The organism is Kitasatospora sp. NPDC043949, assembly GCF_056435365.1.
In genome coordinates, this window is record NZ_JBWKEQ010000059.1 from 19859 (window position 1) to 41562 (window position 21704).

The 21704-nt window shown below is 72.0% G+C and carries 20 protein-coding genes; 7 read left to right on the forward strand and 13 right to left on the reverse strand.

What is annotated here, in order from left to right; genetic code table 11:
* Window positions 1-8 precede the first annotated feature (8 nt).
* The 7 genes from AC07AL_RS33090 (at window position 9) to AC07AL_RS33120 (ending at window position 4727) form a co-directional block, all read left to right on the forward strand.
* Complete coding sequence (locus AC07AL_RS33090) at window positions 9-1004, forward strand: ribonucleotide-diphosphate reductase subunit beta (RefSeq protein ID WP_079136257.1); 996 nt, start codon at window positions 9-11, stop codon at window positions 1002-1004.
* 428 nt (window positions 1005-1432) lie between these two features.
* Window positions 1433-1936 carry a DUF6879 family protein gene (locus tag AC07AL_RS33095; protein WP_363619349.1) on the forward strand — a complete coding sequence of 168 codons (504 nt, stop codon included), beginning with the start codon at window positions 1433-1435 and terminating at the stop codon, window positions 1934-1936.
* Entirely contained in the window at window positions 1933-2763 is an 831-nt protein-coding gene (locus tag AC07AL_RS33100) for a helix-turn-helix domain-containing protein (RefSeq protein WP_363586964.1), read from the forward strand. The genes AC07AL_RS33095 and AC07AL_RS33100 overlap by 4 nt, the downstream gene beginning before the upstream one ends.
* Window positions 2764-2878: 115 nt before the next feature.
* Window positions 2879-3421 carry a DUF5753 domain-containing protein gene (locus AC07AL_RS33105; RefSeq protein ID WP_400471802.1) on the forward strand — a complete coding sequence of 181 codons (543 nt, stop codon included), beginning with the start codon at window positions 2879-2881 and terminating at the stop codon, window positions 3419-3421.
* Window positions 3422-3673: 252 nt separating this feature from the next.
* The gene (locus AC07AL_RS33110) at window positions 3674-3910 is read left to right on the forward strand and encodes a hypothetical protein (protein ID WP_400806433.1); all 237 of its coding nucleotides are present in this window, start codon (window positions 3674-3676) and stop codon (window positions 3908-3910) included.
* An 84-nt stretch (window positions 3911-3994) separates the two neighbouring features.
* On the forward strand, window positions 3995-4231 hold the full coding sequence (locus tag AC07AL_RS33115; RefSeq protein WP_363586966.1) for a DUF397 domain-containing protein: 237 nt from the start codon (window positions 3995-3997) through the stop codon (window positions 4229-4231).
* 76 nt (window positions 4232-4307) lie between these two features.
* The gene (locus tag AC07AL_RS33120) at window positions 4308-4727 is read left to right on the forward strand and encodes a hypothetical protein (protein ID WP_400988577.1); all 420 of its coding nucleotides are present in this window, start codon (window positions 4308-4310) and stop codon (window positions 4725-4727) included.
* Window positions 4728-5603: 876 nt separating this feature from the next.
* Here the strand turns inward: AC07AL_RS33120 and AC07AL_RS33125 are convergent.
* The 13 genes from AC07AL_RS33125 to AC07AL_RS33185 all read right to left on the reverse strand — a co-directional run bounded on the left by AC07AL_RS33125 (window position 5604) and on the right by AC07AL_RS33185 (window position 21412).
* Complete coding sequence (locus tag AC07AL_RS33125) at window positions 5604-8141, reverse strand: ABC transporter permease (RefSeq protein ID WP_363628654.1); 2538 nt, start codon at window positions 8139-8141, stop codon at window positions 5604-5606.
* Between the two features lie 30 nt (window positions 8142-8171).
* Window positions 8172-8927 (reverse strand): ABC transporter ATP-binding protein, encoded by a 756-nt coding sequence (locus tag AC07AL_RS33130; protein WP_363586991.1) that lies wholly within the window; start codon window positions 8925-8927, stop codon window positions 8172-8174.
* A 132-nt stretch (window positions 8928-9059) separates the two neighbouring features.
* Window positions 9060-10298, reverse strand: coding sequence for a sensor histidine kinase (locus AC07AL_RS33135; RefSeq protein WP_363586969.1), 1239 nt, complete (start codon window positions 10296-10298; stop codon window positions 9060-9062).
* A gap of 5 nt (window positions 10299-10303) precedes the next feature.
* On the reverse strand, window positions 10304-11020 hold the full coding sequence (cseB, locus tag AC07AL_RS33140; RefSeq protein WP_363619353.1) for a two-component system response regulator CseB: 717 nt from the start codon (window positions 11018-11020) through the stop codon (window positions 10304-10306).
* Between the two features lie 232 nt (window positions 11021-11252).
* Window positions 11253-12149 carry a sugar ABC transporter permease gene (locus AC07AL_RS33145; protein ID WP_363628652.1) on the reverse strand — a complete coding sequence of 299 codons (897 nt, stop codon included), beginning with the start codon at window positions 12147-12149 and terminating at the stop codon, window positions 11253-11255.
* Window positions 12146-13696 carry an ABC transporter permease subunit gene (locus tag AC07AL_RS33150; RefSeq protein ID WP_478319226.1) on the reverse strand — a complete coding sequence of 517 codons (1551 nt, stop codon included), beginning with the start codon at window positions 13694-13696 and terminating at the stop codon, window positions 12146-12148. The genes AC07AL_RS33145 and AC07AL_RS33150 overlap by 4 nt, the downstream gene beginning before the upstream one ends.
* The gene (locus AC07AL_RS33155; RefSeq protein WP_400806449.1) at window positions 13693-14907 is read right to left on the reverse strand and encodes an alpha-amylase family glycosyl hydrolase; all 1215 of its coding nucleotides are present in this window, start codon (window positions 14905-14907) and stop codon (window positions 13693-13695) included. The genes AC07AL_RS33150 and AC07AL_RS33155 overlap by 4 nt, the downstream gene beginning before the upstream one ends.
* A gap of 182 nt (window positions 14908-15089) precedes the next feature.
* Window positions 15090-15734 carry a peptide deformylase gene (def, locus tag AC07AL_RS33160; protein ID WP_363586974.1) on the reverse strand — a complete coding sequence of 215 codons (645 nt, stop codon included), beginning with the start codon at window positions 15732-15734 and terminating at the stop codon, window positions 15090-15092.
* A gap of 83 nt (window positions 15735-15817) precedes the next feature.
* On the reverse strand, window positions 15818-16810 hold the full coding sequence (locus AC07AL_RS33165; RefSeq protein WP_363586975.1) for a tetratricopeptide repeat protein: 993 nt from the start codon (window positions 16808-16810) through the stop codon (window positions 15818-15820).
* 313 nt (window positions 16811-17123) lie between these two features.
* The gene (locus AC07AL_RS33170) at window positions 17124-18455 is read right to left on the reverse strand and encodes an HD-GYP domain-containing protein (RefSeq protein ID WP_363586976.1); all 1332 of its coding nucleotides are present in this window, start codon (window positions 18453-18455) and stop codon (window positions 17124-17126) included.
* Between the two features lie 23 nt (window positions 18456-18478).
* On the reverse strand, window positions 18479-19927 hold the full coding sequence (locus AC07AL_RS33175; protein ID WP_363586977.1) for an HD-GYP domain-containing protein: 1449 nt from the start codon (window positions 19925-19927) through the stop codon (window positions 18479-18481).
* 337 nt (window positions 19928-20264) lie between these two features.
* A complete protein-coding gene (rsrA, locus tag AC07AL_RS33180) occupies window positions 20265-20672 on the reverse strand; it encodes a mycothiol system anti-sigma-R factor (protein ID WP_363586978.1) in 408 nt (135 codons plus the stop codon).
* The gene (locus AC07AL_RS33185) at window positions 20669-21412 is read right to left on the reverse strand and encodes a sigma-70 family RNA polymerase sigma factor (RefSeq protein ID WP_063351149.1); all 744 of its coding nucleotides are present in this window, start codon (window positions 21410-21412) and stop codon (window positions 20669-20671) included. Before AC07AL_RS33185 ends, rsrA begins: the two co-directional genes overlap by 4 nt.
* Between the last annotated feature and the right edge of the window lie 292 nt (window positions 21413-21704).

Genomic DNA, 21704 nt, shown 5'->3' on the forward strand with positions numbered 1-21704 from the left:
GCGAGAAGATGCTGCTCGACCCCGGCTTCGAGCTGACCCTGCGCCCGATGCGCTACCCGTCGTTCTACGACCGGTACCGGGACGCGATCAAGAACACCTGGACCGTCGAGGAGGTGGACCTGCACTCCGACGTCGCCGACCTGGCCAAGCTCAGCGAGGGCGAGCGCCACCTCATCGGCCGCCTGGTCGCCTTCTTCGCCACCGGGGACTCGATCGTCTCCAACAACGTGGTGCTGAGCCTCTACAAGCACATCAACTCCCCGGAGGCGCGGCTGTACCTGTCGCGCCAGCTGTTCGAGGAGGCCGTGCACGTCCAGTTCTACCTGACGCTGCTCGACACCTACCTGCCCGACCCCGAGGACCGCAACGCGGCCTTCGCCGCGGTGGAGAACATCCCCTCCATCCGCCAGAAGGCGCAGTTCTGCTTCAAGTACATGAACGCCGTCGACCACATCGACTCGCTCCAGACCAAGGAGGACCGCCGCGCGTTCCTCCTGAACCTGATCTGCTTCGCGGCGTGCGTCGAGGGCCTGTTCTTCTACGGCGCGTTCGCGTACGTGTACTGGTTCCGGTCCCGCGGTCTGCTGCACGGCCTGGCCACCGGCACCAACTGGGTGTTCCGCGACGAGTCCATGCACATGGACTTCGCGATGTCGGTCGTCGACACCGTCCGCGAGGAGGAGCCCGACCTCTTCGACGACGAGATGGCCAAGCAGGTCACGGAGATGCTGGAGGAGGCCGTCGAGGCCGAGCTCCAGTTCGCCCAGGACCTGTGCGGCGACGGCCTCGCCGGCATGAACACCGACTCCATGCGCCAGTACCTGGAGGCCGTGGCCGACCAGCGCCTCGCCCGCCTCGGCCTGCCGATCCGCTACGGGTCGACGAACCCGTTCGGGTTCATGGAACTCCAGAACGTCCAGGAGCTGACCAACTTCTTCGAGCGCCGCGTCTCCGCGTACCAGGTCGCCGTCGAGGGCTCCGTCGCCTTCGACGACGACTTCTAAACCCGCAGACACACCAGAGGTGCCCCGCCCGGCTCACCGCCGCGCGGGGCACCTCTGTCTGTACCGACCCGACCGCCCACCCCATCCCCCTGAACTCCCCCGCCCCCACCCGGCGTTCACACCGGGCGGGGGCGGTCGAACGACTTTCCCGTTCTGGAAAGATCAGGTTCTTGACCCTGCGCCCAGAGAGCCGGGAGCATCGGCCAAGACAGGAACCACCGGCGACTGGAGGCACCTGATGCTGCGTTGGCTGTCTGGGAATGGGTCCTGCAACGACGGATCGTGCCCCACGCTGTGGGGCACCGAGAACGGGGACTACGTGGTCCAGGGATACGCGATCACCGACCCTTACCGTCTGGCGGAGTTGAACCTGCCGGACGGCGAGTCGGCGGTCGTGATCCCCGCTGCGGTCCTGGAGGGGTACTTCCATGCTCAAGGGTGAAGACTTCGGCCGTCTCTTCAAGACGTTCGAGCGAACGGCCTTCCGGCTCGAAACTCTGGCCGTCTACGACGTGGACGACGAACGTGAAGAGTTCGCGGATTTCCTCGCCGGCAAGGGGCTGCCGCCTGGCCGCTTCGACAACCCCTGGGTCCGCTCCATGACGGATCTGGGCAAGCAGGTGGCCCGGGTGCACGTCCTCCACTCCCCCTTGTCGGACTACCTCCGCTACGAGCTGGCGTCGTACCCCGGCAACATCAAGGCCGGCGAGTCGATCGGCATCATCGACACGGCTCGCCAGAAGGTGGCCGGGCTACCGGACCACGACTTCTGGCTGTTCGATGACGCCCAGGTCTACCGGATGCACTACACGGATGCAGGGCAGTTCCTCGGAGCCGAACTCCTGCCCGACGACTACCTGAGCGAGTACCAGCAGTACCGGGAGATCGCTCTGACGAACGCCGTGCCTTTCGGGGAGTACTCGGCGGCTTGAGCGGAGAACAGCACAAGGACTTGGGCAAAGCCCTGCGGGCGCTACGGATCGCCTCGGACAAGACAGCCGAGACCGTCGCCCGCAGGGCTTCCATGTCTCCAGCCAAGCTTTCGAAGATCGAAAACGGCAAGACCCTGCCGAGCGTGCAGGACGTGGACCTCATCCTGACCGCGCTCGGCATATCAGGCGAAGCCAAAGCAGAGTTCCTGGAGGCAGCCCGCGGCGCGGCGACCGAAGAGGTCGCCTGGCGGGAACTCCGCCGAATGGGCCACTGGAAGCACCAGCACGCCATCAAAGCCATCGAAGCCCGAACAGGCCTTCTCCGACTCTTCCAGGGACAGCTGATTCCTGGACTGCTCCAGAGCGCCGAATATGTCTCGGCCGTCTTCGCCTTGCACCCAGAGCTGCCAGAAGAGGCGAAGACGAAAACGATCGCAGCTCGACTGGAGCGCCAGGCCGTATTGTACGACCGCCAGCGGCAGTTCCACTTCCTCATCTGTGAACATGTACTACGCTGGCGGATCTGTCCTCCTGCCGTCATGGCTACACAGCTCGATCGCCTGGTGTCACTGTCCCGCCTTCCCAACGTGACCATCGGGTCTATTCCCCTCGCCAGACGAATGCCGGACTTCCCAATGACATGCTTCAGCATGTATGACGATCGCCTGGTCATCGTGGAGACGTTCCATTCAGAGATCACCACTCACGATCCACGAGATGTCGGCGTCTATCTGTCAAAATTCTCCGAATTCGATGCCGTAGCACTACACGGAGACGACATGCGCGCACTGGTCGAAGGGATCCGAGACGAATTCCTTCGAGAATAAGAATCCAAAGGAATCCTCAGTGGAAAACAGGTCGGATTCAGCACGGCTCGCGGGTCCAGAGCGGCAGGACGCCAGAATCCTCCGCTGAAACGGCGCGGACAAGAAGCAGGTTGAGCTGGCGAGCCTTGAGCGGACCTCGACGGAACCCCGCCACTTCCTGCCGACCATGATCACCGGACTGCTCTCGACGCCGGCGTACGTCAACGCCAGTCTGGCCCAGATCCCCGGCGATCACTCGAGGGTCATCGCCAAGAAGCTTGAGCGGCAAGCCGTACTCCGCGACGTCACCAAGAGCTTCACCTTTGTTTTGACGGAGCAGGCCTGCCTTTGGCCGCTGGTACCGGCGCAGGCCATGGCCACGCAGCTCGACCACCTGGCTTCGGTCTCCCGCTTGCCGAATGTTCGACTCGGAGTCATCCCGCTGGCCGGCCATATGCCGAAGGCGCCGATGAACGTCTTCACCGTCTACGACGCATCCTTGGCCACCGTTGAGGTAGCCGCAGGCGTGCTCGTGTTCAACAGGCCCCACGACGTCCAGGAGTACCTGGACACGTTCCGAACCTTCGAGAATTACGCGCTCTGGGGCGAGGACGCTCGGGCCGCGTTGCACGAGTGGACTTCCCGCCATCGGGAGACATCACAGGATCTCTGCCGATAGCCAACCAGCGAACCTTCGCGGTGCAGGAAGTCGACCGGTCCGACTTCCTGCGCCCACATTCGGCGGGATTCGGTGGACCACCTGAGCCCTACGATCCCTCCCGTTCGACCCGGGCGGAAAATGGAATGCGCGCACTGCCCAAACGGGCCTGAGGTGAGTTCTTTCGGGAACGGGAAAGCGCACAGAAACAACCCCAACGCCCCGGTAATTTGGTGGCTCGCCGAAATGATTCGAGAGCCACAGGAGCGCTCCATGCCCACTGACGGTTTCGCACAGCCGACCGGCGCCACACGCCGCCGTACGCACGCGGAGCTCATGGAGCGGATCGACAACAATCCGGTCCGGAAGGACCTGACGACCGGGTGTCTGGTCGAAATCGTGGGCGCCCAGGACGGCCGGGCGCTGGTCCGGCCGCTGTTCGAGCCGGACGCCAAACCGCGCCAGGTGCCGGCCGACCAGCTCACCACCCGCATCAGCCTGTGGGGCTGAACTCCCCCTCATTCTCCCGCCCAAGTCCTGGGCAGGGCGGGGCCGTTCCGTGCTGCCCCGAAGCGATACCGGAAGGTGCAGGCGATGACTGAGCGCAACCTGTACGGACTCGACCTCTCCCAGGTCGAGTTCAACCGTGCGTGCGGCGGCAACCAGGGCGGGGGCGACGACGGCGAGTCGTGCGTGACCCTCGGCCTGGTCGAGCACGGCGTCTTCGCCCTCGGCGACAGCAAGCGTCCCGACCGCGAACCGTTGCTGTTCACCGCCGAGGAGTTGACCGAGGCCGGAATCGACCCGGCGCGGTTCGGCCTGTCCGTCTGAAGTCCCTTGACAGCCCCGGCCGCCCGCAGTCCCGTGCGGGCGGCCGGGGCTTCCACGTCTCCGAGGAGAAGCACTGTTGCACTTCCACGGCTACGAGTGGGCCGGTGACGGCCGGCTGCTGGCGAAGGAGCCGGAGCGTCGCCCGATCGAGGCCGCACGGTTCGGCCTCTCGGAACTCCCGCCGATGATGACCGGCTGGTGGCTCCTGCGCCCGGCCGCCCAGGTGCGGGGCACCTGGGTGGCGGTGAGCAACGCAGTGGACTGGCTTGCGGAACGGTACGAGGAACACACTCCTGGCGGCGACCCCCAACTTCCCTTCGAGGCACGGCGACTCCGCGCGGTTGAGCAGTTGGAGGGCGCCTCGGACGTCGTCTGGTCCCGCTGGGTGTCCGACAGCCGCTGGTCGGGCCACTACGTGATCGCGTGCCCCAACCGGATCTGGCCGGACATCCCGTGCCCGATCCGACACGTCGCTCGGCCGTCGGTCTCAGGCTGACGAAGTGCTCCCGCCGGGCAGGGGCGCTTCGTCGTGCCTGATGTGCGATCGCCGGCCAGGCCAGTCACCCGACGTCCAGGTCCTTGATGACCGCCTCAGCGGTGCGGCACTCCGCACAGATCGGCATGCTCCTTGGCCCTTCTCGCTGTCTCAGGCCCAGGTGGAGCCACAAGAGGCGCAGCCCCAACGGCCTTCCATCGTCTGGTACATGGCGCCCGACCCGCACACGACGAAGGAGCGGCTGCCAACCGGTCGCGTGTGGGCGTTGAGCTGCTGGTCGTGGCGCTCCTCGACTCTAACCAGGCCCTGGTGACGTCCGATCCCAGTTTGCATCGAAGCGGGCTTTCTCCGCCTCGATCAGTGGCCGGACCACCTCGTCAACGGATCGGTGAGAGATCTCGGCGAACTCGTGGAGCCAGTCGACGAGGTCGGCGGGTAGGTGGAGGGTGATGCGGCGTGTGGCGGGAAGTTCAGGCATTGGGCTCTCTTGTGAGGGCTGTGTAGGTTGCAGGGCCATAGCAACGCCTGGTCAACCTTTGCTGAGACGGACAAGCCGGTCAATCTTCGCCGGGACAGGACGCGCCGCTCAGGACTCTCGTGACGGCTCCGGTACCGGCCAGGCCTGCGGGGGAAGACACTGACCGGTCCCGCCTGCACGAGACTTCCGGAGGAATGGTGAGCACAGCGTCCCTGCACGGCCACCACGACGACCAGCAGCCGATCCCGCGGACCCAGGCCTCAACGTTCCTTCGCCGTCTCGGGGCCCAGTGAGCGACCACATCGAGGACCCGGACGACCCGATCGCCCTGTCCCGGCCGCGACGCTGACAGTCCCCGCCCGGCGTTCGTGCCGGGCGGGGACAAGGGGATCGACGGGTCACACCTCCGCGACCGCCACCAGCGGGCTGAGGGCGGCGGCCCGGCGGGCGGGGACGGCGGCGGCGAGGGCGCCGATCGTGAGGGACGCCAGGCAGACGAGCGCGATCGTGCCCCAGGGCAGCACCAGCGCGTACTGCTTGACCGCGCCGCCCGCCAGCGCGCCGACGGCCCAGGCGCCGAACAGGCCGCCGGCCAGGCCGAGCAGGGTGCCGAACGCCGCGACCGTCACGGCCTCCAGGCGGATCATCCGACGGATGCCCGCGCGATCCATGCCGATGGCGCGCAGGGCGCCGATCTCACGCGTCCGTTCGGTGACGGACATGGCCAGGGTGTTGACGATGCCGAGCGCGGCGATCACGACGCCGATGCCGAGGAGCCCGTACATCAGCGTCAGCAGGTCGCCCATCGTCCCCGCCGCCTCCCGCACCAGCTCGGCCCGGTCCTGCACCTTCAGCAGCGGGTTGTTGCCGACAGCGGTCCGCAGGTCGCGCCCGGACAAGCCGTCGCCCCGGACGAGGATCCGCTGGACGGAGCCGGGCTTGAAGCCGTGCTGCTGCACCTCGCCCCGGGCGCCGACCGCGTCGTGGGCGGTGGGGTTGTCCTGGTAGACGCCCACGACGGTGTACCGCGTGAACTCCTTGCTCCGGCCCATCCGCACGTTGACCTGGCCTCCCGTGCTCACCCCGGTCTCCCGGGCGACGCTGCTGGAGACGGCGATCCGGCCGGGCCCGAGGTCCTGCACGGAACCGCTCACGAAGTCGAGCTTCACGGCCTGTTCAACAAAGACGGGGTCGATGCCGGAGATCTCACGGACCTTGCCGCCGATGACCACCGTGGAGTCCGCGACCGCGCTCGCGCCGCGCACCCCCGCAAGACCGGCCACCCGCTGCACGGCCGCCGGGTCGATGCCGGTCATGGTGTCGCCGGTGCTGATCACGTAGTCGGCGGCGAGGCCGTCCGCCGCCTGCCGGTCGAGGGCCTGTCCGGTGGAGCTGCCGATGGTGGCGAGCCCGCTGACCAGCGCCGTGCTGATCAGCAGCGTGGCGGCGGTCGCCGCCGTGCGCCGGGGGTCGCGCAGCGCGTTCTGCCGGGCCAGCAGGCCGACGACGCCGAACCGCCGGGTGAGGCGGCCCGTCAGCCGGATCACCGGGACGGCGAGCGTCGGTGCCAGCACGATCAGGGCGACGACCAGGAGCCCGCAACCCGCCATCGCACTCCGCAGATTCGCCTCGGAGGCGTCCTTCGCCGCACCCGCGAGCGCGACCAGCCAGCCGACGCCGAGGACGAGCAGCCCCACCCCCACGATCGGACGCAGCCGCGAGCGCCCGCCCGGCTGCGCGGCCGCCGCCCGCAGCGCCTCGATCGGCGCGATCCGCGCCGCCCTGCGCGCGGGCAGCCAGGCGGCCGACACCGTCACGCCGACCCCGACGAACAGGGCTGCCGCCACCGGCCGGGGCCCGATGACCAAGGGCCCCTCCGGCAGCCGACCGCCCTCGCCACTCAACAGCCCGGGCAGCACGGCCGCGATGCCGAGCCCGAGGACGAACCCCACCACCGACGCGACGACCCCGACCAGCACCGCCTCGGCCAGCAGCGAGCACACCACCTGGCGCCGGGTCGCGCCGACCGCCCGCAGCAGGGCGATCTCCCGGGTGCGCCGGGCGACGAGCATGGTGAAGGTGTTGACCACGAGGAACGAGCCGATGAACAGCGACACCCCGGCGAAGACCATCGGCAGCTTCTGGTAGCCCCGGGTCAACGTGCCGACGTAGATGGCTTGTTGGTTCGCCTGCGCCTGTCCGGTGGTGACTTCGGCCCGGCCGGGCGGCAGGACGGCGGCGATCCGCTCCGCCAGCTCGTACTGGCCGGCGCCCGGCCCGGCGGAGACCTCAAGGCTGGTGTAGTGCCCGGGAGTTGCGAACAGCCGCTGCGCGGTGGCCCGGTCGAACAGGGTGAGCGTACCGCCGGCCGTGACCCGGGTGTCCGTGGTGGTCACGATGCCGACCAGCCGCGCGGTGAGGGCCGGGCCGTCCGTGGCGAGCGTGACCGGGTCGCCCACCCGGTACCGGCCCGCCGCCGCGGTGCCCCGGTCGACGGCGATCTCGTCGGCACCGGCCGGGGCACGCCCCTCGACCACGGGGTAGCGGGCGTCCTCGCCGTCGCGCCCCGGGACGTAGGCGTCCGCGAGGTTCGTCCCCCGCTTGACCCGCAGCGGCCTGCCGTCGGCCGCGTTCAACGTGGCGCTCCCGTCGACCGACGACCGTACCGCCGCGACGCCGGGCACGTCCGCGATCCGGCGCGCCAACTCGTCCGTCAACACGTTCGGCTGGTCGGGGGCGGCAGGGGACTCCTTCGCGGTGACGCTGACCGCGATGTCGGCGAAGGTGCGGGACGCGGCCGCCCGGTGGGCGGCGGCGGTCGAGTCCGCGAAGACGAGGGTGCCGGAGGCGAAGGCGACGCCGAGGCAGACCGCGAGGACGGTCATGAGCAGCCGGGCCTTGTGCGCCAGGACGTTGCGCAGGGCTGTGGTCAGCATGATCAGCTTTCGAGAGTCGGGGGGTGCGGGTCAGCCCGCGAAGGACTTCATGACGTCCAGCACCCGGTCCGGCGTCGGGTGCGCCATCTCGTCGACCAGCCGCCCGTCGGCCAGGAACACCACCCGGTCCGCGTACCCGGCGGCCACCGGGTCGTGGGTCACCATGACCACCGTCTGCCCCAGCTCCCTGACGGAGTCCCGCAGGAAGCCGAGCACCTCGGCCCCGGACTGCGAGTCGAGGTTGCCGGTCGGCTCGTCGCCGAACACGATCGAGGGCCGCGCGACCAGCGCCCGGGCGACCGCGACGCGCTGCTGCTGCCCGCCGGACAGCTCGGCCGGCCGGTGGTCGAGGCGCCGGGAGAGCCCGACCATCGACACCACGCGGTCCAGCCACTGCCGGTCCGGCGTCCGCCCGGCCAACGACAGCGGGAGCGTGATGTTCTCCAGCGCGGTCAGGGTGGGCAGCAGGTTGAACGCCTGGAAGATGAAGCCGACCCGGTCCCGCCGCAGCCGGGTGAGCTGCCGGTCGCCCAGGCCGCCCAGCTCCGTCGTGCCGATCCGCACCGACCCCGACGTGGGGGTGTCGAGCCCGGCCGCGCAGTGCATCAGGGTGGACTTGCCGCAACCGGACGGGCCCATGATCGCGGTGAACTCGCCCTCCCGGAAGGCCACGCTGACCCGGTCCAGGGCGGTCACCCGGGTGTCGCCGCCGCCGTAGGTCTTCGTCAGGTCGGCGACGGCGGCCGCGACCCCGGGGGTCGCGTGCAGGGCAAGGGGGTTGGCGATCACGGGAGGGGCTCCTGTCCGAGGTGCGAGTCGGTGCACTTCGAAGGGTGTCCGGAGCACGTATCAGGCCCCTGCGCCGCCGTGTATCGACGACCGCTCCGCTCGGCAGCAGTCCGGTAGCAACCGAGGCGGTCAGCCCGGCAGCCGCAGAGTCGCCACCGCGCCGCCGTCCTCCGCGTTGTCGAGGCGCAGCTCCGCGCCGAGCAGCCGGGCCTGCCCCAACGCGATGGTCAGCCCCAGTCCGTGGCCCGTGCCGCGCTCGGCGGCGCCGGTGTGGAAGCGCCGCGGGCCGTGGCGCAGCAGGTCCGGCGGGAAGCCGGGGCCGTGGTCGCGCACGACGACCGTACGGTCCTGGACGGTGACCAGGACGGGGGCGGCCCCGTGCCGGTGCGCGTTGACGACGAGGTTGCCGACGATCCGCTCCAGCCGCCGCGGATCGGTCTCCACCGTCAGCTCCGCCGCCACGGCGATCTCGGCCTCGTACCCGGTGCGCAGCACGGCCTCCCGGACGACGGCCGCGAGCGGCACCCGGGCCCGCACCACCTCCTCCGCCCCGGCGTCCAGCCGCGAGATCTCCAGCAGGTCCTCGACCAGAGCGCGCAGGTCCCGCACCCGCGCCCGGATCAGGTCCTCGGTCTCGCCCGCCGGCAGCAGGTCGACGGCGGCCAGCAATCCGCCGACCGGCGTGCGCAGCTCGTGTGCCACGTCCGCGGTGAACTGCCGTTCGGAGCGCAGTCGTCGGCCGAGGCTGTCGGCCATCAGGTCCACCGTCGCCGCGATGTCGGCGACTTCGTCGCCGCCCTTGGTGGGCCCGGTCCGGGCGTCGAGGTCCCCGGCGGAGATCCGGCCGGCCGTCTCGGCGACCCGCCGCAGCCGGCGGGCGAGCAGCCCGGCCCCGTAGACCGCGGCCGGTGTGGCCGCCGCGAGCGCGACCAGCGAGGCCACCGCCATCGCCACGTCCAGCCGGGGCAGGTCGGAGAGCTGCGGTCCCAGGTTGACCCGGATGGCGAGGACGGGGCTGCCGGGCCCGCCGGTGCGCTGGGCGGCCCAGTAGCTCGGGCCCGAGTTCCCTTCGGCGTGCCCGTCGTAGGCCGTGTGCCGTTCGCCGTCGACCGGGTGGCGCAGGGCGGCGGGCAGGTCGACGGGGTCGAGTTCGGCGCCGTCCGCCAGCGATCCGGTGCGCCGGTAGACGTCCATGGCCGAGTAGACGGCGTTGAAGGCCTGCGCCTCGGCCCGGCTGCGGATGTCCTGCGCCGTCCACAGGTGCACCAGCACTCCGACCGCCGCCGCGACGAGGCAGGCGGTGGCGGCGGCCAGCGCGGCGATCTTCCAGCGCAGGGGGGCGCGGGCCGGCCGGGGAATCGTGTGCACCGCTCTCAGCGCCTGAGCTTGTAGCCGAAGCCGCGGACCGTCTCGATCCGCTCCCGGCCGAGCTTGCGGCGCAGCCGCTGCACGCACAGGTCCACGACCCGGCTGTCGCCGTCCCAGCCGTACTCCCAGACGTTGCGCAGCAGGGTGTGCCGCTCCAGCACGACGCCGGGGTGGGCGGCGAACTCCAGCAGCAGCTTCAGCTCGGTCGGGGTCAGCGCCACCGGCGCCCCGCCGACGGACACCTCCATTCCGGCGGTGTCGACGGTGAGGTCCCCGAACACCAGGACGTCCCCGTCGGCGGCTCCGGGCGAGGGCGCCGGGGCGGGTGGCGCGTACGTCGCCCGCCGCAGCAGCGAGCGGATGCGCGCCACCAGCACGTACGTGTCCACGGGCTTGACCACGTAGTCGTCCGCCCCGGCCTCCAGGCCGGCGACGACGTCGAGGCCGTCGCCGCGCGCGGACATCATCAGGACGGGCACCAGGCTGGTCTCCCGGACCTTGCGGCACAGGCCGATCCCGTCCAGGCCGGGCAGCATCACGTCCAGGATCAGCAGGTCGAACTGCTCGTCCCGGAACAGTTCCAGCGCCGTGAGGCCGTCCGCCGCGGCGGACATCCCGTAGCCGTAGCGTTCCAACGCGACGGTGAAGGAGCGGCGCATCAGCTCGTCGTCCTCGACCAGCAGCACGCGGACGGGGTGCGGGGGCGGCGCGGGCGAGGACACGGGCGGACGGCTCCTGCTCGGACGGCTGCGGGCGGCGGGCGGTGGGCGGTGGGCGGCGACGCACGGTGGGCGGTGGCAAACGGCGGCGGCGGACAAGGGCACGATACGACAGATACCGGACGCATCGGCCTCCTCGCCCACATCGACGTCAGGCCGCGCGCTCCCTGATACCCGGCGGATACAAACCCGCCGACGAACCCGCCGACGAACCCCCCGCCGCACCCGCCACCGGTCACCCCTTGACCGACCCGGCGGTCAGGCCCTGGGCCAGGTAGCGCTGGAGGAACTGGTAGACGACGATCACCGGCAGCGAGGTCACCAACGCCCCGGCCGCGAACAGCCCGTAGTTCTGGTCCTGTTGGCCGGAGATGATCCCGTAGAGGCCGACCGCGACGGTCTTGGAGTCGTTCGAGGTCAGGAAGATGTTCGCCAGGATCACGTCGTTGAGCGCGGCGGTCAGCGACAGGATCGAGATGACCACCAGCATCGGCGCGGCGAGCGGCAGGATCAGCCGGAAGAAGATCTGCGCGTGCCCGGCGCCGTCCACCTTGGCGGCCTCGTCGATCTCGCGCGGGATGGTGTCCAGGTAGCCCTTCATCAGCCAGGTGTTCACTCCCATCGCGCCGCCGAGGTAGACCAGCACCAGGCCCCACGGGGTGTCCAGGCCGATCGCCGGCAGGACGTCCCCGATCTTGGCGAACATCAGGTAGAGCGAGATCACCGTGAGGAACTGCGGGAACATCTGCACCAGGAAGACCGCCATCAGCCCGATCCGCCGGCCCCGGAAGCGGAACCGCGAGAAGGCGTACGCGGCCAGCACGCCGAGCAGCACGTTCAGCACCGCGAAGGTGCCGCAGACCAGCGCCGTGTTCCCCAGCCGCCGGGCGAAGGGGTACTGCCCGCTGGTGAACAGCGCGGTGAAGTTGGCGAGCGAGGCGTGCCGGGGCAGCAGCGTGGACGACTGGAGCGTGCCCAGCGGGTTCAGCGCCGCGGACAGCACGAACAGCAGCGGGAACAGCGCGAAGCAGACGGCGAGCACGGCGATCAGGTGCCGCCAGCCGAAGCGGCGCAGCCAGCGGGCGGCAGTGGAGACGGCAGGGGCGGGGGCAGGGGCAGGGGTGGCGGTCATGCGTTCAGCTCCTCCAGGGCGCGGGTGCGGCGGAAGCCCACCAGCGTGATCAGCCCGACCAGCAGGAAGATGACGATGGACAGCGCGGCGGCGAAGCCGTACTGCGCGCCCTGCCCGCCGAAGGCCAGCCGGTAGGTGTAGCTGATCAGGATGTCGGTGGATCCGGCCGTGCCGCCCGCGCCGTCGAACGGCCCGCCGCCGGTGAGCAGTTGGATCGCGTTGAAGTTGTTGAAGTTGAAGGCGAAGGACGAGATCAGCACCGGCGCGGCGGCGACCAGCAGCAGCGGGCAGGTGACCGCCCGGAACGCCGTCCACGGCCCGGCGCCGTCGATCCGGGCGGCCTCGTCGAGTTCGGCGGGCATCGCCTGCAGCACGCCCGTACAGATCAGCAGCATGTTGGGGAACCCGAGCCAGAGGCTGGTGAGCACCACCGCGAACCGGGCGTTCCAGGCGTCGCCCAGCCAGTCGACCCTGGCGTGCAGCAGTTGGTTGAGCAGCCCGAAGTCCCGGTAGTACATGCTCTGCCAGATCAGGATGCCGATGAACGCGGGCATCGCGTACGGCAGCAGCATCAGCGAGCGGTAGACCCGCTGCCCGCGCAGCCGCGGGTGGTGCAGGGTGAGCGCCAGGCCGAGGCCGAGGGCGAAGGACGCGCCGGTGGAGAGCAGGGCGAAGCCGAAGGTCCAGGCGAGGACGCCGAGGAAGGGCCCGCGGATGGCGGGGCTGGTGAGCACGGCGGTGAAGTTGGCGAAGCCGACGGTCAGCGCGGTGCGCCCGGTGGCCAGCGGGCGCAGCAGCCCGTGCGGCGAGACGGCCGCGACCTCGGGCCGCTCCACCCGGTATTCGGCCTCCAGGGCGGTGTACCGCACGCCGTCGGCCCGGACGGCGACCGGGTTGACGGCGCTCCAGGTCTCGCCGGGGGCGAGCCGCAGCCGCTCGGCGGCGCTGAGCGAGACGACCGGCGAGGGGGCGCCGAAGAGGTGCAGCAGCGCGTGCCGGGAGCGGGGTCGCCAGGCGTCCTCGTGGTGCGGCGCGGCCGGGTCCTCGTAGTAGAGGAGGTCCGCGCCGGAGGTGTAGCCGGCCTCGTCGAGCAGTTGGACGGCCAGTTCGCGGGCGGGCCTGGCCATGATCAGGCCCTCCCGGCCGCCGATGTCCAGCCAGAGTCGGCGCGGGCCGCGTCGCCGGTAGCGCTCGTGGACCACCTTCTCGCCGAGGTCGGCCGGGTCGACGTGGGTGAGGAACGGCGAGAGGACGGCGTTGGGCACGCCGACCGCGATCAGCTCGGGGATCAGGCCCTCGGCGTACAGCTGCTCCAGCGTCCGGTCCAGCGCCCAGGTGGGCCGCTGCCCCCGGTCGAAGACCTGCTGGCCGTCCTGGAGGTAGAGCACGGGGTAGTCGGCGCCCGGGTCGTCGTCGTAGCCGGGCGGCAGGTGGACGAGCAACTCGCGCTCGTTGCCGAGCAGTTCGGAGCGGAAGCCGGGGATGCGCTCGATCCGGCCGCGGCGCACGCCGGCCCCGGCAGTCCCCGTGGTGCGCACGGCGCTCATCGGGCCACCGACCAGACGTGCACAGCCGGGCCCTCGGCGGGCAGGTCGCGGCCGGGGACGAGCTGGGGCCCGCCGAGCAGGTGGGTGGCGTGCCACTCGCCGGCCACCGGCGGGTGGTCGGCCCGGCTGATCTGCACCAGGATCCGCTCCCGCTCGTCCTCGCGCTCGAACAGCAGGACGTCGCGCTCGGCGAGCAGCCAGCGCAGCCCGCCGCCGCTGAGCGCGCTGTGGCTCCGGCGCAGCCGGATCAGCTCGCGGTAGGTGCGGTAGGTGTGCTGGTCCCAGGCGGATTCGCCCCAGGGGAACGGCTTGCGGCCCTCCTCCAGGCCCTCGCCCTCGACGCCGACCTCGTCGCCGGAGAACACCATCGGGGTGCCGGGCAGGGTGAACAGCAGGGCCGCGCCGAGCAGTTGGCGCTCGGGGCCGGCGAAGCTGCGGAACCTGGCGGTGTCGTGCGAGTCCAGCAGGGTGAGGTTGTGCACCCGGCTGCGCCAGGGCAGCGCGGCGCCGAACGCCGTCATCACGGCCCGCACCTGGGCGCCGTCGTAGTCGGGGATCGGCCCGGGCACCGCCCAGAAGTCCTTCTGGTCGTGCCGCTCGGCGAGCCAGGACCACACCGGGCGGGTGAAGCCCGCGTAGCTCATGGTGCCCTGCCAGCCGTCGCCCTTGAGGGTGAGCGAGGCGTCGTGCTGGTGCTCGGCGAGCAGGACGGCGTCGGGGTTGGCGGCCCGGACGGTGGCCGCGGTGGTGATGGCGACCCGCTGGTTGAGCTCCACCTCGCCGCGCCGGCCGGCCATCTGCGCCACGTCGACCCGCCAGCCGTCCAGGTGGAACGGCGCCTTGAGGTACTTGGCGATCACCGAGTCGGGGCCCTCGTAGAGGCGGCGGCGCAGTTCGGGCGAGCGGTGGTCGAAGGTCGGCAGGGTGCGCACGCCGAGGAAGGTGGCGTAGTCGTCCGGGCCGCCTTCGCCGAAGAAGTAGAAGCCGGCCTCGGGGCTGTGCGGGTCCTGCTGCGCGGCGCGGAACCAGTCGTGGTCGCTGCCGGAGTGGTTGAGCGTGATGTCGCCGATGACCTTGATGCCGCGCCGGTGGGCCTCGGCGGTGAGCGCGATGAGCGCCTCGTCGCCGCCGAGCGCGGGGTCGACGCGGTCGAAGGAGACGGCGTCGTAGCGGTGGTTGGAGCGACCCTGTGGCGCCAGTTGGAGGGACACGGCGGGCAGGCCCGGGACTACCTGTTCACGCCGGAGCTGGTCGCCCGCGAGTCCACCGGCCGGGCACCCGGCTGACGGGACGCGACCGGCAGAGCGCGACCGGCGGCGTCAGGAGCGGGAGCGTCACGTGCGGGAACGCCGAGGGCCGGGACGCCCGTCGCGCCCCGGCCCTCGGCGGTTCGTCAGTCGTTCGCCACGGTCGCGTACCGCGGGGTGCCCTCGGCCATCTGCTTCAGCGCGTCCTTGCGGTCCCGCTTCGACAGCTTGTCGATGTAGAGGGTGCCGAACAGGTGGTCGGTCTCGTGCTGCAGGCAGCGGGCGAAGAAGCCGGTGCCCTCGACCCGGATCGGCCGGCCGTCCTTGTCCACGCCGGTCACCGCCGCGTACTCCGGGCGGGGCAGCTCGGCGTACGCGCCCGGCACCGACAGGCAGCCCTCGTTGCTGTCGTCCAGCACCCGCCGGCGGTCCGCCGGGTACTCCTCCAGCTTCGGGTTGATCACGTGGCCGACGTGGCGCACGCCCTCGTCGTCCGGGCAGTCGTAGACGAAGACCTTCAGGTCCACGCCGATCTGATTGGCCGCCAGGCCCACGCCCTCGGCCGCGTACATCGACTGGAACATGTCGTCGATCAACGCGGACAGCTCACCGTCGAACGCGGTGACGTCCTTGACCTCGCGGTGCAGGACCGGGTTGCCCACCACGGTGATCGGGCGCGCGGTGCCCTTGGAGAGGTCCGGCTGCTCGCCGACCACCTTCAGCGGGGCCTCGTCGGCCGCCGACTCCTGGTCATGGTCGTGGTCGTGCTGGTGGTCCTGCTGCTCCGCCATCGCTGCTTATCCGCTTCCGCTTCCGAGAATGGTCCAGGTATTCGGCTCTCGCCGGGTACACCGCTCAAGGGTAAGCGGCGCGCTCAACAGACTTCTTCCAGATCGCGGTACGCCCGCGTGCCGGGCGAGGACGCGGCCCAGCGGTCCAGCAGCGAGCGGACCAGCAGGGCGGGCGCGGCGATCCCGCACTCGCGCTCCACCAGCCAGGACATTCCGGCCTCCCCGCCCTGGCTGAGGTGGCTGAGGTGTCCGGGGTGCGCGGCGTCGCCGTCGTCGTGCGGGTCGTGGTGGGCGGTGTTCCCGTCGTCCGCGGCCATCCGGCTCTCCGAACAGGCCCGGCAGAGCAGCCGCACCGAGGACGTCCAGTCCTCCGCCGCGTAGCCGGCGTCCGCGACCACCCGCTCCAGCGCGTCCCGGTCCCCCGCCGTGGCGGCCTGGAGCAGCACCACGTAGGTCGGCACCGGGGACGGCGCCCACAGCTCGATCTCGTCGAACACCGGGTAGGCGACCCCGTCCGTGACCCGCTCACCGTGCGGGGCGCCGTCGTGCAGCACCACCTCGCCCCAGCGGCGGCCGGAGGACGGCAGCGGGATGGACAGCACCTCGATCCGGGCCGGGTCCAGCCGGCGGCCCCACACCACCTCGGACTCGCCGTCCGGGGAGAGCCGCACCGGGGTGGTGCCGAGGTCCAGGCTGACCGGGCCGTCCTGCTGCCCGCCCGGGCCGCCGGGCAGCTTCAGCCCGTACGCCTGCCAGGCGCGGCGGGCCAGCGGCCAGTCCTGCAAGGCGGTCGCGGTGATGCCGAGGTTCCACCAGTCGGGGGCGCCGTGCTCGCGGTCCAGTAGGGCGACGGCCCGCAGCCCGGCCGAGCGGGCCTGCTCCCAGTCCCGGCGGAACTTGTGCAGCAGGGCGAGGTTGAACCAGGAGTCGGACAGCCAGGGCTCCAGGTCGGCGGCCATCACCAGCAGCGCGCCGGCGTCCTCGTAGCGGCCGTCGCCGATCAGCGTGAAGGCCCGGTCGGTCGTCTGCCGCCAGGTGGCGGACGGCCGGTGCCGTGCCCGGTGGAAGATCCTCACGTTCGTCCCTGCCGTCGTCGTCCGCTCAAGTCCCGTACCGCCGCGTCCGGATCCACTTCCGCGGGGGTCCGGGGCACGGTGCCCCGGGTCGGTGTTCCACGCTACGACCGCATCCAACCACGCCCGCCCCCGCCCGCGCTCCCCACCGCCGAGGTTGGGGCCGCCCCTACCCAGCCTGCCCGCCCGGCCGCCCCGCCTCAACCCCGACGGAGGCCCGCCGGTCCGCGGCGCTCCGCCGGAGCCCGGGTCAGCCGCCGAACTCAGGCCCGCGCCCGAGCCCGCCCGAGCCCGGGCCTGATCCACCGGACAGGGCCTAGCCGCCCACCCGGGCCAGTGCGTCCACCACCCGGGCGTCGTACACCCGGCCGCGCCCCAGCCGCAGCACCTCCAGCGCCTCCAGCCGACCCACCGCCTCGCCGACCCCGCGGCCGCGGGCCGCCGTCAGCAGGTCGTCGTGGGCGTTGGCCACCCGGATGATCCGGGCCGCCAGCGGCACCGCGCCGTCCCCGCCGGCCGTGCCGAGCACCGGATCGGCCAGCCGGGCGACCTGCTCGGCGACCTGCCGGGGCACCCCGGTGCGGCGGATCACCTCGCTGCCCAGCCGGGCGATCCGCTGCTGCTCGGCGCAGGGCAGCAGCGCGGTCGCGCCGTCCGGCACCGGCTCGACCAGCGACAGCTGGCCCACGTCGTGCATCAGCGCCGCGTACTCCAGCAGGGCGAGTTCCCGGGTGCCCAGCCCCAGCTCGCGCCCCAGCGCGCACGCCGTGTCCGCGACCCGGCGGGCGTGCCCGTGCGGGGTGTAGCCGGCCACCTCGGTGGCCCGGGCCAGGCTGGCGATGGTCTGCCCGGTGGTGGCCCGCACGGCCGCGGCCCGCCGGAAGGACACCTGGGCGAGCAGCAGCGGGGTGCAGAACAGCGGCAGCGCCCACAGCCCGACCTCGCCGGCCGCCAGGCTGACCAGCATCCCGGTGGCGACGATCGCCGAGCCGATCCCGAACAGCGAGCGCAGTTCGTCCTCCAGCGCCGCCGGGAACCGCAGCCCGCCCTCCAGACCCGCCGCCGACCGGCGCAGCAGCGCCGCCAGGGTCGCGTCGCAGAGCGCGGCCAGCGCGGCGACGGCGGTCAGGAACGCCCCGTACGCCGGGCCCTCGGGCGAGAAGCGGTCGACCAGTCCGCCGTTGTAGAGCGGCTGGAAGACGGCGGCGGCGAAGCCGACCCCGAGCAGCCGACGGGCGGCGCTGTCCCGCCGGGCCGGGTCGGCCCAGGGCGGGCGCCGGTGCGGGCGGCCGGGGCGGGCCCGCTGGATCAGGCCCGGTCGGCCCCGGCCCGGTCGGCACGCCCTGAGCCGGGGCAACGCGAGGCCGGGCAGCCAGGACAGCAGCAGGCCGACGCCGGTCACCGCGACGACCTGGAGCATCCCGGGCGCGGTGGGCACCCCGCGCAGCGGCCCGAGCAGGGCGTACGCCAGCGCGCCGGCCGCGCCGATCGGCGCCTGCTCGCGGTCGCCCGGAAGAGTGATCCGGACGCACTCGCCGAGCGCGATCAGCGCCGTGAACGCCAGCGCGACCCGCGCCCCGGCCACCCCGCGCAGCGCGACCGCGCCCACCGCGAACACCAGCAGCGCGGCCGCCGCCGCGTGCACCACGCGGGCCTCCCGGCCGGCCGCGGTCACGGCTGCCCGGCCGTGGGGACGCTCCCGCCCTGCGCGGGCACCCGGCCCGGCGCCGCCCGGGCCGGCTCGGGCACTCCGAGCGGAATGTCGGGGACGGCCCGGATGCCGTCCCCGGGCGGCGGCAGCACCGGCTGCCAGTCGTGCCCGGCCAGCGCGTCGATCAGCGCCCGGACCATCACCGGGTCGAACTGGCTGCCCGAGCAGCGCTCCAGCTCCGCCACGGCCTCGGCGACCGGGCGGCCGCGCCGGTAGGAGCGGGTGGAGGTCATCGAGTCGAAGGCGTCGGCGACCGAGATGATCCGGGCGAACTCGGGGATCTGCTCGCCGACCAGCCCGCTCGGGTAACCCCGGCCGTCCATCCGCTCGTGGTGGTGCAGGATCCCGGCGTGCGCCTCGCCGAGGAAGGCGATCCCGCGCACCAGCTCGTACCCGTACACGGGGTGGACCTCGACGGCCCGCCGCTCCGCCTCGCTGAGGGGACCGTTTCTGCGCAGCAACTCGGTGGCCACGCCCAGCTTGCCGACGTCGTGCAGGATCCCCGCGAAGCGCAGGGTGCGCAGCCGCTCGGCCTCCATGCCGAGCTGACCGGCGATCAGCACCGAGGCCCGGCCGACCCGTTCGCTGTGCCCGCGGGTGTACGAGTCCTTGATCTCCACGGCCTGCACCAGCGACTGCACGGTGGCCTGGTGGGCGTCCCGCTCGCGCTGCCCCTGGGCGAACACCCAGGCCGAGATCGACAGCGGCAGCAGCGCCAGCAGCGCCGCGAACGCCCCGTACGGGCCCTGCCAGAGCACGGCCACCATCAGGCCGCCGGCCGCGTGCACCAGCACCGGCAGCCCGCACACCGCGACCGCCCCGCGCAGCAGCACGACGGGCCGGCGGTCCTCCGCGAGCATCAGCATCGCGCCCACCAGCACCCCGTTGACCAGGCAGAACGTGACGACGGCGGCGAAGCCGGGCAGCAACGCGGCCGGGAAGCGGGAGCCGAGCAGCAGTTGCGGCCCGTGCAGCAGGTGGAAGGCGGCCGCGGAGGCGAAGGCGCACAGCGCGAGCTGGGAGCCGTTCCACAGCTGGCGGGTCCGGCAGCCGTGCCCGGCCGGGCCGCCGAGCACCGCGGTGGGCACCGCGACCAGCGCCGCGGCGGCCGGCGGCAGCATCAGCACGCCGGCGAACAGCACCGGGAAGAAGGCGTTGACCCCGGGGCGGGAGAGCGCCCGCTCGGGCGGCGGCGGGCGGCGCAGCAGTCGGCGGACCAGTCGCAGGCAGGGTGTCGGCAGGCCCTGGGCCAGTGACTCCCAGCAGCCGTGCAGGAAGGCCAGCAGCCCGACCTTGGGCCAGTCCACCGGGGCGCCGAGCCAGCGCGGGACCCCGGGCGGCACGCCGGTCGGCAGCAGCGGCAGCAGGCAGCACAGCGCCGCCACCGGGACGGCCACCAGGTAGCGCATCGCCCCCTCCGGCAGGGCCGCGTCTTCGCCGTCGATAGCGATCTCGACCTCCCCGACGTCCGGGCCCGCGTTGCCTCAGCTCGCCGGGCGGACCGGCGGTGAGCGTCCGTCAGGAGGATAGGCCGCCACCCGGGCGTAAGGACGCATGATGGCGCGACGACGCTGCTGGCGCACCGCCAACTCACTCGAACGAGTGAGGGGCGCATGCAAGCACAAAGGGAGCGGCCCCGGGAGCGCACGCTCCCGGGGCCGTCTGACTCCGTGTCCGGACCGCTCGGCCCGCCCTCGCCGGCAGGCCCGTCCGCTTGCTCCGCCCGGCCGTTGAACGGCCGGGCGGCTACTCCGCCGGGGCGCCCGCCTCGACGGTGGCACCGGGCCGGACCGTCGACTCCTCCGGGGCCTCGCCGGCGCCCGGCGCCGGCCGGTCCGCCTCGACGTGCAACTCGACCGTGGTGTCGACGGCGACCACCACCTGCTCGCCCGAACGCTGCCCCGCCCGGATCGAGTCGATCCTGGCCAGCACCTTGCTGCGCAGGTCAGCCGGGGTGTCGTCGCAGCCGCAGGAGCGCTTGATCAGCGCCTTGATCGCCTGCTCCAGCCCGTACTGCTTCAGGCAGGGCGAGCACTCCTCGAAGTGCACCCGCAGCTTGGCGCAGTCGCCCTCGGCCATCTCGTTGTCGAGGAATTCGTAGAGGTGGTCGAGGACCTCGCCACACTCCGTGTCGTGCGGATCGCCGCAGCTCATGAGCCCGAGCCCTTCGCTTCCTGCCCTGCCCCGCTGCCGGCCGGGACGAGCCCGCGCTCACGGGCGTAATCCTCCAGCATGCCGCGCAGCTGACGGCGGCCGCGGTGCAGCCGGGACATCACCGTACCGATGGGAGTACCCATGATGTCCGCGATCTCCTTGTACGCAAAGCCTTCTACGTCCGCGAGGTACACGGCGATCCGGAATTCCTCCGGAATGGCCTGGAGCGCGTCCTTCACATCGCTGTCGGGGAGGTGGTCGAGCGCCTGGGTCTCGGCCGAGCGCAGACCGGTCGACATGTGCGACTCGGCGCGGGCCAGCTGCCAGTCCTCGATCTCCTCCGCCGCCGTGCGCTGGGGCTCGCGCTGCTTCTTGCGGTACGAGTTGATGAACGTGTTGGTGAGGATGCGGTACAGCCAGGCCTTGAGGTTCGTGCCCTCGCGGAACTGGTGGAAGGACGCGTACGCCTTGGCGAACGCCTCCTGGAGCAGGTCCTCCGCGTCCGCGGGGTTGCGCGTCATGCGCAGCGCCGCCGAGTACATCGGATCCAGGTAGCCCAGGGCGTCGCGCTCGAAGCGCTCCCGCCGGGCCTCCTCGCTCTCCTGTGCCGACACCCGGAAGGTGTCCTCACCGATCGCCTCGGCCAGCTCCTCACCGGTGAGCGCCTCGCCCGTGGGCTGGCCCTCCTCCGGGCCCCGGCCCGGCTCGGCCTCGTGCTCGGTCCCGACGACCGGACCCACCTCCTCGGCATGGCGGGCACGACCCACGGCGGGCCGCCCCGAAATGGAGGATATCGGGCTGACGGGCTTCTCGCCCGCGACAATCCAGTCGGACCAGGCGGGGCCGAACGCCGCGGCGGCCTCGCGCTGCTCTGACCGCTCGGGGCACGCGATCGAACCCATCTGCCCTGCCTCTCAACCGGGAATCGTGCTGACGAGAGTGCCAACCACCCCGGCCCCGCCCGCATTCCCGCGCCCGCCCCGAAATCGCTCGTACGGGTGATCGAGTGGAAACCCCCCGCTCACGGCCGCC

Bases quoted from the DNA above. Each gene is read 5' to 3' on its own strand.
- AC07AL_RS33110 (WP_400806433.1), top strand. From the start codon at position 3,674: ATGCCCACTGACGGTTTCGCACAGCCGACCGGCGCCACACGCCGCCGT.
- rsrA (WP_363586978.1), bottom strand. From the start codon at position 20,672: ATGAGCTGCGGCGATCCGCACGACACGGAGTGTGGCGAGGTCCTCGAC.
- AC07AL_RS33175 (WP_363586977.1), bottom strand. From the start codon at position 19,927: ATGCGCTACCTGGTGGCCGTCCCGGTGGCGGCGCTGTGCTGCCTGCTG.
- AC07AL_RS33115 (WP_363586966.1), top strand. From the start codon at position 3,995: ATGACTGAGCGCAACCTGTACGGACTCGACCTCTCCCAGGTCGAGTTC.
- AC07AL_RS33150 (WP_478319226.1), bottom strand. From the start codon at position 13,696: ATGAGCGCCGTGCGCACCACGGGGACTGCCGGGGCCGGCGTGCGCCGC.
- AC07AL_RS33095 (WP_363619349.1), top strand. From the start codon at position 1,433: ATGCTCAAGGGTGAAGACTTCGGCCGTCTCTTCAAGACGTTCGAGCGA.
- AC07AL_RS33125 (WP_363628654.1), bottom strand. From the start codon at position 8,141: ATGCTGACCACAGCCCTGCGCAACGTCCTGGCGCACAAGGCCCGGCTG.
- AC07AL_RS33090 (WP_079136257.1), top strand. From the start codon at position 9: ATGCTGCTCGACCCCGGCTTCGAGCTGACCCTGCGCCCGATGCGCTAC.
- def (WP_363586974.1), bottom strand. From the start codon at position 15,734: ATGGCGGAGCAGCAGGACCACCAGCACGACCACGACCATGACCAGGAG.
- AC07AL_RS33145 (WP_363628652.1), bottom strand. From the start codon at position 12,149: ATGACCGCCACCCCTGCCCCTGCCCCCGCCCCTGCCGTCTCCACTGCC.